General features: G+C 76.6%; 14 protein-coding genes and 1 rRNA gene. 12 read left to right on the top strand and 3 right to left on the bottom strand.

The features are described from left to right. The 3 genes from rrf to CNO22_RS20390 form a co-directional block, all read left to right on the top strand. Positions 1–89: ribosomal RNA gene (rrf, locus tag CNO22_RS20405) — 5S ribosomal RNA — on the top strand; the annotation flags it as partial. 951 nt (positions 90–1,040) lie between these two features. Further along, a complete protein-coding gene (locus CNO22_RS20395; protein ID WP_100501094.1) occupies positions 1,041–1,988 on the top strand; it encodes a hypothetical protein in 948 nt (315 codons plus the stop codon). Between the two features lie 99 nt (positions 1,989–2,087). Then, entirely contained in the window at positions 2,088–2,444 is a 357-nt protein-coding gene (locus tag CNO22_RS20390) for a single-stranded DNA-binding protein (RefSeq protein ID WP_100501093.1), read from the top strand. Between the two features lie 8 nt (positions 2,445–2,452). On the opposite strand, the gene CNO22_RS20385 is transcribed toward CNO22_RS20390, so the two are convergent. Continuing rightward, positions 2,453–3,739: a DUF1015 domain-containing protein gene (locus CNO22_RS20385; RefSeq protein WP_100501092.1), complete on the bottom strand. Its 1,287-nt coding sequence runs from the start codon at positions 3,737–3,739 to the stop codon at positions 2,453–2,455. 105 nt (positions 3,740–3,844) lie between these two features. Here CNO22_RS20385 and CNO22_RS20380 point away from each other — a divergent pair, with 105 nt between their 5' ends. Both CNO22_RS20380 and CNO22_RS20375 read left to right on the top strand, forming a co-directional pair. After that, a complete protein-coding gene (locus tag CNO22_RS20380; RefSeq protein ID WP_100501098.1) occupies positions 3,845–4,240 on the top strand; it encodes a tetratricopeptide repeat protein in 396 nt (131 codons plus the stop codon). After that, positions 4,237–5,310 (top strand): HAD-IIA family hydrolase, encoded by a 1,074-nt coding sequence (locus CNO22_RS20375; RefSeq protein WP_100501091.1) that lies wholly within the window; start codon positions 4,237–4,239, stop codon positions 5,308–5,310. Before CNO22_RS20380 ends, CNO22_RS20375 begins: the two co-directional genes overlap by 4 nt. 49 nt (positions 5,311–5,359) lie before the next feature. Here CNO22_RS20375 and CNO22_RS20370 read toward each other — a convergent pair whose 3' ends face one another. Next, complete coding sequence (locus tag CNO22_RS20370) at positions 5,360–5,677, bottom strand: alkyl sulfatase C-terminal domain-containing protein (protein WP_232807200.1); 318 nt, start codon at positions 5,675–5,677, stop codon at positions 5,360–5,362. A 266-nt stretch (positions 5,678–5,943) separates the two neighbouring features. Here CNO22_RS20370 and CNO22_RS28485 point away from each other — a divergent pair, with 266 nt between their 5' ends. The 5 genes from CNO22_RS28485 (at position 5,944) to CNO22_RS20345 (ending at position 10,732) form a co-directional block, all read left to right on the top strand. Further along, positions 5,944–6,171, top strand: a complete 228-nt coding sequence (locus CNO22_RS28485; protein WP_198588468.1) for a hypothetical protein — start codon at positions 5,944–5,946, stop codon at positions 6,169–6,171. Continuing rightward, a complete protein-coding gene (locus tag CNO22_RS20360) occupies positions 6,171–6,968 on the top strand; it encodes a TlyA family RNA methyltransferase (protein WP_100501089.1) in 798 nt (265 codons plus the stop codon). Before CNO22_RS28485 ends, CNO22_RS20360 begins: the two co-directional genes overlap by 1 nt. A 79-nt stretch (positions 6,969–7,047) precedes the next feature. Then, positions 7,048–8,079 (top strand): NAD kinase, encoded by a 1,032-nt coding sequence (locus CNO22_RS20355; protein WP_100501088.1) that lies wholly within the window; start codon positions 7,048–7,050, stop codon positions 8,077–8,079. After that, a complete protein-coding gene (recN, locus tag CNO22_RS20350; protein WP_198588467.1) occupies positions 8,054–9,889 on the top strand; it encodes a DNA repair protein RecN in 1,836 nt (611 codons plus the stop codon). Before CNO22_RS20355 ends, recN begins: the two co-directional genes overlap by 26 nt. 126 nt (positions 9,890–10,015) lie before the next feature. Continuing rightward, a complete protein-coding gene (locus tag CNO22_RS20345) occupies positions 10,016–10,732 on the top strand; it encodes a class I SAM-dependent methyltransferase (protein ID WP_100501087.1) in 717 nt (238 codons plus the stop codon). Between the two features lie 115 nt (positions 10,733–10,847). Here the strand turns inward: CNO22_RS20345 and CNO22_RS20340 are convergent, their stop codons facing one another. Beyond that, positions 10,848–11,699: a TetR/AcrR family transcriptional regulator gene (locus CNO22_RS20340; RefSeq protein WP_100501086.1), complete on the bottom strand. Its 852-nt coding sequence runs from the start codon at positions 11,697–11,699 to the stop codon at positions 10,848–10,850. A 165-nt stretch (positions 11,700–11,864) separates the two neighbouring features. On the opposite strand from CNO22_RS20340, the gene steA reads away from it, so the two are divergent. Together steA and CNO22_RS20330 are read left to right on the top strand one after the other, a co-directional pair. Next, positions 11,865–13,052 (top strand): putative cytokinetic ring protein SteA, encoded by a 1,188-nt coding sequence (gene steA / locus CNO22_RS20335; RefSeq protein ID WP_100501096.1) that lies wholly within the window; start codon positions 11,865–11,867, stop codon positions 13,050–13,052. Beyond that, complete coding sequence (locus CNO22_RS20330; protein WP_100501085.1) at positions 13,049–14,095, top strand: copper transporter; 1,047 nt, start codon at positions 13,049–13,051, stop codon at positions 14,093–14,095. Before steA ends, CNO22_RS20330 begins: the two co-directional genes overlap by 4 nt. The last annotated feature ends 70 nt before the right edge of the window (positions 14,096–14,165 follow it).

The raw sequence follows: 14,165 nt of genomic DNA, 5'->3' as shown, positions 1-14,165 counted from the left end.
CCGGACCCATTCCGAACCCGGAAGCTAAGCCTCTCAGCGCCGATGGTACTGCCCTGGAGACGGGGTGGGAGAGTAGGACGCCGCCGGACAACCATTCCAGAACGGGGGTCAGAGCCACGTGCTCTGACCCCCGTTCTGTCGTTTCCAGACACCTTCTTCAGCACTGCGCGTGCTGCATCCAGTCTCGAGGTACGTAGACGGTCATGACTTCACCGCGACGAGGCGCCGGCGGTACCGGCGGACAGGGACCCCGGGGAGGCCGGAACGGTTCCGGTCAGGGATCGTGGCAAGCGCGGCGTCCCGCCGGTGGCCGGTCCGAGGAGGGTCGCAGCGGGTGGCAGGAGCGCCGTCCCGAGGGCGACCGGCCGCAGCGTCGGCCCCAGGGCGAGGGCGGGCGGTCGGAGCGTGCCGAGCGCTCCGACTGGCGCGACCGCCGTCCCCAGCGGGAGGGTGGCCCGGGTGCGGGTGGGCCGCGTCGGGAGTGGCAGGACCGCCGTCCCCAGCGTGAGGGTGGCCCGGGTGCGGGTGGGCCGCGTCGGGAGTGGCAGGACCGCCGTCCCCAGCGTGAGGGTGGTCCGGGTGCCGGGCCGCGTCGGGAGTGGCAGGACCGCCGTCCGCAGGGTGACCGGCCGGCCGGCGGACGCGGGGACTGGCGCGACCGGCGTCCCTCGGGCGAGGGGACACGGGATGACCGACCGGCTCGTGCGGACCGGGACCGTCCCGCACGCAGTGAGTGGCAGGACCGGCATCCGGCACGGGCGCGCAGCGAGTGGCAGGACCGGAGCCCGGCCGGGGACCGGGACCAGGGTGACGGCCCCGCGTGGCGGGACCGTCCCCGAGCGGCACGCCCGGAGGGCGCACCGGACCGGCGCGGCGGACGTCCGCAGCGACCCGGTGCGCCGCGCGGCGACTGGCAGCCCCGTGAGAGCCGCTCTGGCGGTCAGCGGGACGACTGGCGCGACCGCCGTCCCGGCGACGACCGCCGCGGGGGGCCCGAACGCGGCCAGCGTCCGCCTCGGAGCGGGGAGCGCACGCCTCCTGTGCCGGCCGGTCCGGAGATCCCCGAGTGGGCCGACCCGCGCGACCTGGACCGGTCGATCCGCGCAGCGCTGCGCGCGCTCGACCCACGCAACGCGCAGAAGGTCGCCGGGCACCTCGTGGTCGCCGGCACCCTCGTCGACGAGCAGCCCGAGGAGGCGCTCGCCCACGCGCAGGCGGCCCGCGACCGGGCGTCGCGCATCGCCGTCGTCCGGGAGGCCGTGGGCGTCGCCGCCTACCACGCCGGCGACTACGCCGAGGCCGCCCGCGAGCTGCGCGCCTACCGCAGGATGAGCGGCGACTCGGGGTACCGCGCGGTCCTCGCCGACTGCGAGCGGGCACTGGGGCGGCCCGAGGTGGCGCTGCGGTTGGTCCGCGAGGCGCTGGCCGAGCGGCCCGACGCGGAGGAGACCGTCGAGCTCCGCCTGGTCGAGGCCGGGGCCCGGCAGGACCTCGGTGAGCTGCCCGCGGCCCGGCTCGTCCTGGAGAGCGCTCTCGGTGGCTCGCCGCGACCGGACTCGGTGGACCTCACCGATCCCACGGTGCTGCGGCTGGCGACCGCCTACGCCGACCTCCTCGACGCGGTCGGCGAGACAGCGGCCGCCGAGCAGTGGCGCGCCGCGGTGGCGGCCCACACCCCCGAGGAGGACGTCGAGTTCGCCGAGGAGGAGCTGCCCGTGGCCGATGCGGCTCCGGACGGGGACGAGGAGGCTGCCGCGGGGGTGTCCGGGTCGGCGGAGACCGTGCCGGCCGACACGGACGACGACCCCGAGGACACGGACGACGACCCCGAGGACACGGACGACGACCCCGAGGACACGGACGACGACGTCGAGTTCACGGACGAGCCCGGCGGGGCCGACGACTACGACTTCAACGACGACGTCGAGGCCGAGGTCGCCGAGCTCCTGGGCGAGACCGACGGACCCGAGGTCGACGCCGAGCACTGACCACCGACGGTCGCAGCGGCGTCGTCCACACCGGCACCCTCGGTCCACAGACCACCGGCGGGCCTGGTCCGGGCGGCACCGCGCGGCGAGGCTGCCGTCATGAGCGTGGCTGTGATCGACCGGAACGACGTGGTGCTCCGCGGGAGGCTGTCCGCTCCCGCCGAGGTGAGGACGCTGCCCAGCGGCGACACGCTGGTCAGCTTCCGCCTGGTGGTGCGCCGCCTCGAGCCGCGGGTCAGGGGGCAGTCGACGGACACGTTGCCGTGCATCACCTACGACCGCGCGCTCCAGCGGCGCATCACGGCGTGGCAGGCCGGTGACGTGGTCGAGGTCGAGGGCGCACTGCAGCGGCGGTTCTGGCGGACGGCCACCGGCACCACGTCGGTGACGGAGGTCAACTGCCGGCGCGGGCGCAAGGTGCCGCGGTCCGCGGGCCCCGACGCCCGCACCGCCTGAGCGGCCGGTCAGTCCCCGTGCGGCCGCAGCACCAGGCCGGTCCGCGGCTTGGGCACGAACAGCGTCGACTTCCGCGGCATGCGGGCGTTCGCCCGGGCCACGGCGGCGACGTCTGCCGGCGAGGGCGCACGCAGCAGCACGGCCACGCCGCGGCGGCTCCGCGCGCCGGCCAGCGCGTCCGCGACGCCGTGCGCGATGAGCACACCCTCGTGGTCGTCGTCGCGCCCCCACAGCCGCTGCACCAGCCCGTGGTGGGCGAGCACCACGTCCAGGCCGCGCCACGCCGCGGGCGCCTCCGGGGGGACGGCGGCGAGCACCTCGCCCGAGGGGGCGTCCAGCCGGACCAGCCGGGCGCCGTCACTCACCAGCAGGCCCGACCCGGCGGGGTCGGCGATCCACCGCCAGACGGCCTCGGCGGGGCCGGCGGCGTCCGTGCCGAGCTCGGTGACCCGGAAGCCGGCCGACGCCGCGGCCAGCGCCTCGTCGAGGGCCAGGTCGGGCACCACGCGGTGGATCGGCTGCACCCTCAGTCCGCCCGGTCCCATGGGGGTGACCAGCGCCAGGATGGCGTGCGCCCCGTGTGCCCGCGCGGCGGCGAAGCGGTGGTGACCGTCGGCGATGACCGCAGCAGTGTCGGCGAGCGCGGCGCTGACCGCGCCGGTGAGCGTGGGGTCGGTCACCCGCCACAGGGCGTGCCGAACGCCGTCGGCGTCGGTCACCTCGAGGGTCGGCGCGCCGTCCTGGGCCACGGCGGTTAGCGCCGGAACGTCGGGCTGCGGATCGTGCGCCAGCACGATGGGTTCCAGGTCGGTCGAGGTGGCCGCGAGCAGGGCGCGGCGTCCCTCCACGGCGACGGGGAAGGTGTCCTCGTGCGGCAGGACCGCGCGGGAGCCGGCCGGGGGCAGGCCCACCGCGCCGAGCCAGCCGACCGTCTCGGGAGCGCCGTCCGCGGGGCGCATGGCGTACACCCACAGCGCCGGGCCGGGGTCGCGCTCGAGCACGCCGAAGTCCTCCCAGTCGCGCAGCGTGGCGGCGGCCACGGCGACCGAGCTGCGGGTGGCGTCGGCGCCGTCGAACCCAGAGGCGACGCCGGGCAGGATCAGGCGCACGATGTTGTGCGGGTCGGCGGCGGCCAGGCGGTCCCGGCCCTCGGGGGTCACCAGGTCGTAGGCTGGCGAGCTCACCCGGGCCAGGTGCCCGGGGTCTCGTCGCCGGTAGGTGAGGGCGCGGAAGGGCCGGAGCTCGAGTCCCGTCGCAGCTGCCGGGTGCGTGGAGTCCGCCGACGACGAGAGCACGACGGGAATCGTAGGAGTGGTGCGCTCCGGTCGGTGCAGGTCGCGGGCTGCGGGGGAGAGCCGGCGCCGACACCGTCCGGCGGCACCCGGACCGAGGGAGCGGCGGTGTCCGACGCGGGGGCGCCCGAGGGCGACGTCTACGACTGGTACCAGCGAGGCCTGCAACTGCTGGCCAACCGCGACCCGGCCGCGGCCGCGATGATCCTGGCGCGCGCCGCCGAGGCCGAGCCCGGGTCGCGCAGCCTGCTGGAGGCCCTCGCGCGCGCCCAGTACGACGCCGGCCGCTACACCGAGGCGGTGGGCACCTTCCGCGAACTGATCGTCCGCAACCCGGCCGACGACTACGCGCAGTTCGGCCTGGGTCTGGCGGCCAGCCGGGCGGGCGACCTCGACCTCGCCGCCGAGCACCTGGCCCTCGCTGTGGCGATGCGGCCCGACCTCGGCCACTACTCCCGGGCGCTGCGCGGGGTGCGGGCCCGCCGCGGCGGGGAGACCTCGTGAGCGCCGCGCCGGTCCCGCTCTCCGTCGGAGCACCCGAGCCGCCCTGCCGGGCGTACGACGTCGCGCTGCTCGACCTCGACGGCGTCGTCTACGTCGGGCCCGAGGCGGTGCCCGGCGTGCCCGAGGCCCTGGCGGCCGCGCGGGCGGCGGGCATGCGGCTGGGGTTCGTCACCAACAACGCCTCCCGGACGCCGGAGGAGGTCGCCGCACACCTCACCGCCCTGGACGTCCCGGCGAGCGCCGCCGAGGTGATCACCAGTTCGCAGGCGGCGGCCACCGTCGTCGCGCAGCGGCTGGGCACCGGCGCCCGCGTGCTGGCGGTCGGCGGCCCGGGCGTCGCCGCCGCGCTCGAGGCCGCCGGGCTCACCGTGGTGACCCGCGCCGAGGACGCGCCGCTCGCCGTGGTCCAGGGCTTCGGCCGCGACGTCGGGTGGACCGAGCTGGCCGAGGCCGTGGTGGCCGTCCGGGGCGGCGCCGAGCACGTCGCCACCAACGCCGACGCCACCGTCCCGTCGCCGCGCGGCCCGCTGCCCGGCAACGGCGCACTGGTCGGGGTGGTCAGCACCGTGACCGGCCGCCGTCCGCTCGTGACCGGCAAGCCGGACCCGGCCATGCACGCCGAGTGCGTCCGCCGCACGGACGCACGCTGCCCGCTGGTGGTGGGTGACCGGCTGGACACCGACGTCGAGGGCGGCCGCCGGGCGGAGGCGGCGACGCTGCTCGTCCTCACCGGCGTCACCGACCCGGCGACCCTGCTCGCCGCCGGCCCGGACCAGCGGCCGGACCTGCTCGCACCGGACGCCGGCGGCCTGCTCAGCAGCCACCCGGGCGTCGTCGCCACGGAGGGGGCCTGGCGCTGCGGTGGATGGACGGTCCGGCGCGGGGACGGGCCCCTGCGGCTGGGCCGCGACGCGGCCGAGGCCCCCGCGAGCGCCGACGGGCTCGACGGGTTGCGTGCGCTGTGCGTCGCGCACTGGGTGCGGCACCCGGAGGCCGCCGCACCGGCGCAGGTGACGGCCGACGACGAGGCCGCCGCCGCCGTGCTGCGGCGGTGGGCGCTGACGCCCTGACGTGCGAGGACAGCGGCAGCCGTCCGGCTCGGGGCCTGCGGGCGCCGGGTCAGAGGAGGGAGCGCAGGCGCAGCATGTCCCGCAGGCCGGCCTCCAGCTTCACCCGCCCCGACGCCCAGGCCGGGCCGAACGACAGCCGCCCCTCGGTCAGGGCGACGAGGTCGTCACTGGTCAGGGTGAGCCGGATGTCGGCCTTCTCCGGCGACTGCCCGTCGGACTCGGTCCGCAGCTCCCGCACCGAGCCCCGGGCCAGCCGGCCGCGGACGACCTGGCCGAGGTCGGTTAGCCGGCAGGACAGGCTGCGGTCGAGGCCCTGGGCCGCCGGCTTGGCGGCGAGGTCGCCGAGGATGCTCTCGAGGGCGGTCATGCACTGCTCCATCGTGGCCACGCGGGCACGTCTCCATCGCGTTCGGGGACCGGGCGGCCGAACGCTAGCGTCCGCCGCCGACCCGTGCGCGTCACCCCCGGCCGGTACCCTCGCGAGCCGGGGGAACAGCACCGGGCCGTGCCCGGACCGCCGGTCCCCGAGGTCCCGCCGGCGCCCGCTCGCGCCGCGCCCGTCCACCCGAGAGGCCTACGATGACCGACCCGTCCCGACCGCGACCGGTCCCGGGGCCGCCCCGGCCCGGTCCGGTGGGCGGTCCGGCGCCGGTCCCGGCCGCCCCGGTCGACGCCGCCCCGGTCGACGCCGCCCCGGTCGAGGCCGCCCCGGTCGAGGCGGCGCCGGAGGACGCCCGAGTCGGGGACGGGAGCACCCTCTTCGCCGACCTCGACCAGCGGCCGGTGGCCGAGCACGTCGCCGTCTTCGAGGCCGAGCACGCCCGGCTGCAGCGCGAGCTCGGCACGATCGACCAGCTCTGATGGTCCGCCGCAGCCGGCTCGACGCGGAGCTCGTGCGGCGGGGCCTCGCCCGCTCGCGGGAGCACGCCGTCGCCCTCATCGCCGAGGGGCGGGTCGCCGTCTCCGGCCGGGCCGCCACCAAGCCCGCCACCGGGGTCGACGCCAACACGCCCGTCGTCGTCCGCACCGACCCCGACGAGCCCACGTGGGTCTCCCGCGGCGCGCACAAGCTGCTCGGCGCGCTGGAGGCCTTCCCCGTGCCCGTCGAGGGCCGGCGGGCGCTCGACGCCGGCGCCTCCACCGGCGGCTTCACCGAGGTGCTGCTGCGCCGCGGCGCCCGGGAGGTCGTGGCGGTCGACGTGGGCTACGGGGAGCTGGCCTGGTCCCTGCGGACCGACGAGCGGGTGCGGGTGCTGGAGCGCACCAACGTCCGCACGCTCACCCCCGAGCAGGTCGGCGGCCCGGTGGACCTGGTCGTCGCCGACCTGTCCTTCATCTCGCTGCGCCTGGTGCTGCCGGCACTGACGGCCTGCGCCGGCCCGGAGGCCGACCTGCTGCCCATGGTCAAGCCGCAGTTCGAGGTGGGCCGCGAGCGCCTCGGCACCGGCGGGGTGGTGCGCGACCCGGCGCACCGGCAGGACGCCGTCCTGACGGTGGCGCGGGCGGCCGCCGAGCTGGGCTGGGGGACGGCGGGTGTCGTCGCCAGCCCGCTGCCCGGGCCGGCCGGCAACGTCGAGTTCTTCCTCTGGCTGCGCCGGGACGCCGGGCCACCGCAGGAGGACGACGTGCGCCGCGCCGTCGAGGAGGGCCCGTCGTGACGGGTATCCAGGACCCGTCGGCCAGCCAGCACCGCGGCCGCGCCGGCACCCCGCCGGCCGCCGCCCCCGAGGAGGACGAGTGACAGAGGTCAGCCCCACCGTCTGGGCGCCCAGCGGCGGCCGGCACGTGCTGCTCGCCGTGCACACCGGCCGTCAGGACATCGTCGAGCTCGCCCGCAGCTCTGCGGCCCGCCTGGCCAGGGGCGGGATCACCGTCCGGCTGCTCGAGGACGAGGCGGGAGCGCTCGGCATCGAGGGTGCCCAGGTGGTGCCCGCCGACGCCGAGGCCGCCCGCGGCGCGGAGATCGTGATGGTCTTCGGCGGCGACGGCACCTTCCTGCGCGCCGCCGAGCTCGCCCGCTACAGCAACGCCGCGCTCATGGGCGTCAACCTGGGCCGGGTCGGCTTTCTCGCCGAGACCGAGCCCGAGGCGGTCGAGGAGACCCTGACCGCGATCGAGCGGTGCGAGTACTCGGTGGAGAGGCGGCTGGCCATCGAGGTCGACGTCCTCGACGCCACCGGCGCCGTCGTCGGCGGCACCTGGGCGATGAACGAGGCGTCGGTGGAGAAGTCCGAGCGCTCGCGGGTGCTCGACGTCGTCGTGGCCATCGACGGCCGCCCGCTGACCAGCTTCGGCTGCGACGGCGTCCTGTTCGCCACGCCCACCGGGTCGACCGCCTACGCCTTCTCCGCCGGTGGGCCGGTCGTGTGGCCCGACGTCGAGGCGATGCTCGTCGTCCCGTCCAACGCGCACGCGCTGTTCTCCCGGCCGCTGGTCACCTCGCCGGACTCGGTGCTCACCGTGGCCATCCCGGCCGACGGCAACCGCGCCCGCGTGTCCGCCGACGGTCGGCGCGCGCTGGAGGTGCCCGAGGGCGGGCGGGTCGACATCCGCCGGGCGGCCCGGCCGGTGCGCATCGCGCGGGTGCACGCGACCACGTTCGGCGACCGGCTGGTGGCCAAGTTCGGCCTGCCGGTACGCGGGTTCCGCGACGCCCGCCGGCACGACCCGGGCCACGAGATGGGCTCGGACCGCAACGTGCTGGCCCGCGGCTGGGTCCGCGGGGACGGGGGGGAGGGCAGCGGTGGCGGCACGGACGACGACGCGTGAGACCCGGCGGCCGGCCCGCGCGGCGCATCCGGCCGAGCCGGCCGCCGCGACCCAGCCGGCCGACGGCGGGACGACGCGGGGCCGGCTGACCGAGCTGCGCATCCGCGGGCTCGGCGCCATCGACGACGTCACCCTCGAGCTCGGCGACGGCCTCACCGTGGTCACCGGCGAGACCGGCGCCGGTAAGACGATGGTCGTCACCGGGCTGACGCTGCTGTTCGGCGGCCGGGCCGACCCGGGACGCGTGCGCGCCAACGGGCGGGCCGGCGTGGAGGGGCGGCTGGCGCTGCCCGCCGACTCCCCGGTGTGGGAGCGGGCGGCCGATGCCGGTGCCGACCCCGACGACGACGGCACGCTCATCCTGGCCCGCACGGTCAGCGCCGAGGGCCGCTCGCGCGCCCACCTCGGCGGGCGCAGCGTCCCGGTCGGCGTGGTCGCCGAGCTGGCTGAGGGGTTGCTCGCGGTGCACGGGCAGAGCGACCAGCTGCGGCTGTCCCGCCCGGCCGAGCAGCGCCGGGCCCTGGACCGCTACGCCGGCACCGCGCACCTGGCGCTGCTGGACCGCTACCGCGAGGCGTACGGCCGCTGGCGGCAGCTGGCCGGTGACCTCGAGCGCCGGCGCGGCCAGGCCCGGGAGCTGGCGCAGGCCGCCGACGTCCTCCGGCACGGGCTGGAGGAGATCGAGGCCGTGGGTCCGCAGCCGGGGGAGGACGACGAGCTGGACGCCCAGGCCCGGCGGCTCAGCGACGCCGACGCGCTGCGCGCCGCCGCCGACGAGGCCCGCACCGCGCTGGTCGGCGACGTCACCGGCGACCTCGGGGACGACCTGCCGCAGGACGCCGGCGCCGCGCTGGCCATCGCCGAGCGGACGCTGGCCGCCTCCGACGACCCCACGCTGGTGATGCTCGCCCAGGACCTGACCGACGCGATCGCGGTGGTCTCCGACGTGGCCGGGCAGCTGGCCACCTACGTCGCCGACCTCGACGCCGACCCGGCCCGGCTGGCCGAGGTGATGGACCGGCGCGCGGCGATCACCGCCCTGGTGCGCAAGTACGCCGACGTCGGCGAGGGCGTGGCCGGCGTCCTGGCCTGGGCCGAGGACGCCCGCCGCCGCCTGGACGAGCTCGACGTCTCCGACGAGGCGCTCGAGGCCCTCGAGACCGCGCGCGACGCCGCCCGCGCCGAGGTCGACGACCTCGGCGCGCAGGTGTCGGCCGGACGACGCGCGGCCGCCGACGGGTTCGCCGCCGAGGTGGGCCGCGAGCTGGCCGGGCTGGCGATGAAGAGCGCGCGCGTCTCGTTCTCCGTCGAGAGCGACCCGGACGCCCCCGGCCCCGACGGCATCGACGAGGTGGCGCTGCTGATGGCCGCACACCCCGGCGCCCCGCCGCGGCCGGTACACAAGGGCGCCTCCGGCGGTGAGCTGTCCCGGGTGATGCTCGCGATCGAGGTGGTCTTCGCCGGGGCCGACCCGGTGCCGGTGATGGTCTTCGACGAGGTCGACGCCGGGGTCGGTGGGCAGGCCGCCGGGGAGATCGGCCGCCGGCTGGCGCGGCTGGCCCGGCAGCACCAGGTCGTCGTCGTCACCCACCTGGCGCAGGTCGCGGCGTTCGCCGACACCCACCTGGTCGTGGACAAGTCCCCGGACACCGGTGCGGGCGTCACCGGCACCGACATCCGGGCCGTGGACGGCGAGGACCGGGTCCGCGAGCTGGCCCGGATGCTCTCCGGGCTCACCGACAGCGACACCGGGCAGGCGCACGCACGCGAGCTGCTGGCCGTGGCGGCGACCGCACGCGCGGCCGCCTGAACGGGCTGGTCCGCGGTCAGGAGTGACGGCGCGACGAGCCGGGTAGGGCCGGATCGTGCCCGACCCTTCCCGCACCGCCGCAGCCGCGCGGCCCCTCGTCCACCGCCCGCCGACCGGGGCCGCCCGGTGAGCTGCTTCTCCTCCGTCGACGAGTCGGCGCACTACGGGTTCAGCGTCTGCATGCTGCTCGCGCAGTACCGCGAGCAGCTGGGCTGGGCGCGCGAGGGCGTGGTGGAGCTCGGTACCGGTGACGCCACCGCCATCGCCGACGTGGTGGCCGGCCTCCCGGACCTGCGCGTGCGCAGCTTCGACATCAGCGGCCCGTCGGTCGAGCGGGCGCGGGAGAACATCGCCGCCCGCGGGGTCGCCGACCGCTACACCGTGGAGCTCGGCGACTTCTTCGACGGCGCCGACTCCGCGGCCGCACCCCGGGTGTCCACGGTGATCGCCAACCCGCCCTACATCCCGGCGCCGGATCGCGACATCCTCATGCCCGAGCTGTGGGGCGGGGTGTACGGCAACGACCTGGTGCTCCAGCTGCTCAAGGCGGGCTACCGCAACGTGGTCACCGCGGTGCCGAGCTACGCCGACCCGGAGACGACGGTCCGCACCGCCGAGGACCTCGGCTACCGGGTCGTGAACTTCCTCGCGATGGGCCTGGACTACGGCGAGTACAGCAGTGAGCCGAAGGTGCGCGACCACATCCGCCGGCTGTGCGCCGAGGGCCACGGCTGGGCAGGGGAGGACGAGTACATGGTCGCCGTCGCGCTGTTCACCCAGGACCCGGACATCCCCGGCGACCGCGCCGGCCAGTTGCTGCGGGCGCTGCAGCTCCCGGTCTGACGTCTCCGCCCTGCCGAGCGGGGCAGTTGGGGTCGCCGACACGCTGGGACACGCCGGCATCGCCGTCCCCCACTGCTCACTCGTGGACGAGGCCGCCGCGGTGTGGCCCGGCGCGCTACCTCCGCTTGGCGTAGCCGGCGAGTCCGAACTGCAGCAGCGCCAGCCCGCGTTCGCCGCGGGCCCGCAGCTCCGCCGACAGCTCCGGCCCCGAGACGCCGGCGAGCACCCGGTCGCGGGCCAGCTCCAGCAGCGCGGCGTACAGGCTGAGCACCGCGTGCGCGGCCAGCCAGGGCGCGAGCTCCCCGGGCTCGGCCTGCGTCTCCTCGGCGATGAGCTCGGCCAGCGCGGTGGTCAGCTCGCCGAGGATCTCCCGCTCGCGCACCTGAAGGGTGCGGCTGCCGCGGATCACCCGCGCCATCTCGGCCACGCCGACGGCGGCCTCGGGGGCGCCGAGCCCACTCATCGCCCGGACGACGAAGGTGCCGGCCGCCGCGCTGACCGACTCCCCGGCGGGCCGGCCGCGCACCGCCTCGAGCAGCGCCGCGCGCATCGGCGGGTCGGCCTCGAAGACCAGCCCCTCCTTGACCGGGAAGTGGTTGAACACCGTCTTCTCGACCACACCGGCGCGCTGGGCGATCTCCACGACGCTCACCGCGTCGAAGCCACGCTCGGCGAACAGCTCGGCGGCGGCCTCGATGATCGTGGCGCGGGTCTGCTGGCGGCGCCGCTCGCGCAGGCCCGGCCCGCGCAGGGCACGCCGGCCGCGGCGTCCGCGGCCGGCCTGCTCGGGCTCGGCGGGCGCCGGGGGAGCGGCCGGGGTCGTGGCGCCGGGCAGTGGGGGCGCCTCGTCGTCGGCACCGGCAGCCGGCTCGGGTGCGGGCAGCTCGTGGACGACCGCCTCGGGCGTCTCCGGCCGGACCTCGTCGTCGGAGTCCGTACGGCCGACTGCCTGCGCGCCTCGAGTCACCCGGACAACGCTAGACAGCACGCCTGAGTGCTCCGGCGGGGCCGGTGGAACGCGCGTGTCCGGCGTGTCGCCGTTCCCGTGGTGTCGGTCACTCTGGGTGACCGAGGCGTCGCCGACGCGCGTCGGAGGGCGGCCGGCCCAGGCCTCCGTGGGAGAGTGCAGGCCATGCGCATCGGCTCCCTCCGCCGTGGCCGGGCGCCGGAAGCGGCCCCGGGAGTGACCGGCACCGTGCGGCTGGACCGCCGCACCAAGAACCTCACGAAGCGGCTGCGCCCCGGGGACGTCGCGGTCATCGACCACGTCGACATCGACCGGGTCAGCGCCGACTCCCTCGTCGCCTGCCGGGTCGCCGCGGTGGTCAACGCCGCGCCCAGCACCTCCGGCCGCTACCCGAACCTCGGCCCCGAGATCCTCGTCAACGCCGGCATCCCGCTCGTCGACGACGTCGGCAAGGAGGTGCTGTCGGCGGTCAAGGAGGGGACGACGGTCCGCGTCGACGGCAACCAGCTGCTGCTGGAGGACGGGACCGTCGTCGCCCAGGGCACCGAGCAGACCCCCGAGACCGTCGCCGAGGCGATGGCCGAGGCGCGCGCCGGGCTCTCGGTCCAGTTGGAGGCGTTCGCCACCAACACGATGGAGTACATGAAGCGCGAGCGCGCGCTGCTGCTCGACGGCGTCGGCGTCCCCGACGTCGCCACGCCGATCGAGGGCCGGCACGTGCTGGTCGTCGTCCGGGGCTACGACTACAAGGAGGACCTGCAGGCGCTGCGGTCCTACATCCGGGACTACCGCCCGGTGCTGATCGGGGTCGACGGCGGCGCGGACGCGCTGGTCGAGGCCGGCTACCGCCCGGACATGATCATCGGCGACATGGACTCGGTCAGCGACGAGGTGCTGAAGAGCGGCGCCGAGGTCGTCGTCCACGCCTACGCCGACGGCCGCGCACCGGGCCTGGCCCGCGTCCAGGACCTCGGCGTCGAGGCGATCACCTTCCCTGCCGCCGCCACCAGCGAGGACATCGCGATGCTGCTGGCCGACGAGAAGGGCGCCAAGCTCATCGTCGCCGTCGGCACCCACGCCACGCTGGTCGAGTTCCTCGACAAGGGCCGCGGCGGCATGGCCTCCACCTTCCTCACCCGGCTGCGGCTGGGCGGCAAGCTCGTCGACGCCAAGGGCGTGAGCCGGCTCTACCGCAGCCGCATCTCGACCCTGACGCTGGTCATCCTGGTGCTCGCCGCGTTCGTGGCCATCGGGTCGGCCCTGGCCGTCTCCGCCGCCGGCCGCGTCTACCTCGACCTGCTGGTCGACCAGTGGAACAGCTTCCTGTTCTGGTTGGAGAACCTCTTCTCGTGATCGACTTCCGCTACCACCTGGTCTCGCTGATCGCGGTCTTCCTGGCCGTCGCGCTGGGCATCGTCATCGGCACCACGGCGCTCAACGCGCCGATCCTCGACGACCTCGAGGGCGAGGTGGCCGCGCTCACCGAGGACAAGCGGGAGCTGGAGACCCAGACCCAGGAGCTGCAGGCCCAGCTAGACAGCGGCGACGCCTTCGAGGCCGCCGTCGCCCCCACCCTGGTCGCGGGCAGCCTCACCGGCCGCAGCGTCGTCCTGGTCGCCACCGGCGACGACGTCCCCGCCGACATGGTCGAGGAGGTCTCCACGCTGGTCGGCCAGGCCGGCGGCACGGTGACCGGCACCCTCCGGCTGCAGCCGGAGTACACCGACCCGGCCACCGCCGCCGAGGTGCAGAGCTACGTCACCGGGCCCGGCCTGCCGACCGGCGTCACGCTGCCCGAGACCGACGACACCGGCCAGCTGGTCGGCTCGCTGCTGGCCCAGGTGCTCATGCGCCCGGCCACCCCCGGCGCCCCCGCGCCGGACACCGCCGCGCTCTCCTCCGTGCTCGCCGGCCTGCGGGCCCTCGGCGTGCTGGAGCAGGACTCCCCGGCCGTCGCCCCGGCCGACTTCGCGGTGCTGCTGACCGCCGGCGCCCCCGCCGAGGAGGACGGCGAGCAGCGCACCGACCCCCTCCTCGACCTGGCGCTGGCCCTCGACGCCGCGGGCTCCGGCGCCGTCGTCGCCGGGGACGCCGCCTCGGCCCGCGACACCGGCCTGGTCGGCGTCATCCGCTCCGACCCGGAGAACTCGGCGGCCGTCTCGACGGTCGACAACGTCGGCTCGCCGTCGGGCCGGATCAGCACGGTGCTCGCCCTCGGGCGGGAGAGCGAGGGCACGTCGGGCGCCTACGGCGTGGGTGAGGACACCCAGCCGGTGCCGCCGGTCCCCGCCGCGGCGCCGCTAGCCGCCGGCGGTCCGACGGCAACGCGCGGCGCCGGGCCCTGCTCGCCCTCGTCGGCGGCGCCGAAGGCGCGCCGTGCCAGACCCGTCACTTAGACACACATGAACATTCCGACAACGCAGTAATAGTATAACGAGAGCAAGAGAACACAGTGACGATAGAGAA

It is taken from the genome of Geodermatophilus chilensis, from assembly GCF_002802985.1.
GTDB classification, from domain to species: Bacteria; Actinomycetota; Actinomycetes; order Mycobacteriales; family Geodermatophilaceae; genus Geodermatophilus; species Geodermatophilus chilensis.
The sequence above is the reverse complement of the archived record's forward strand: the minus strand, read 5'-3'. Positions and strand labels throughout refer to the sequence as shown.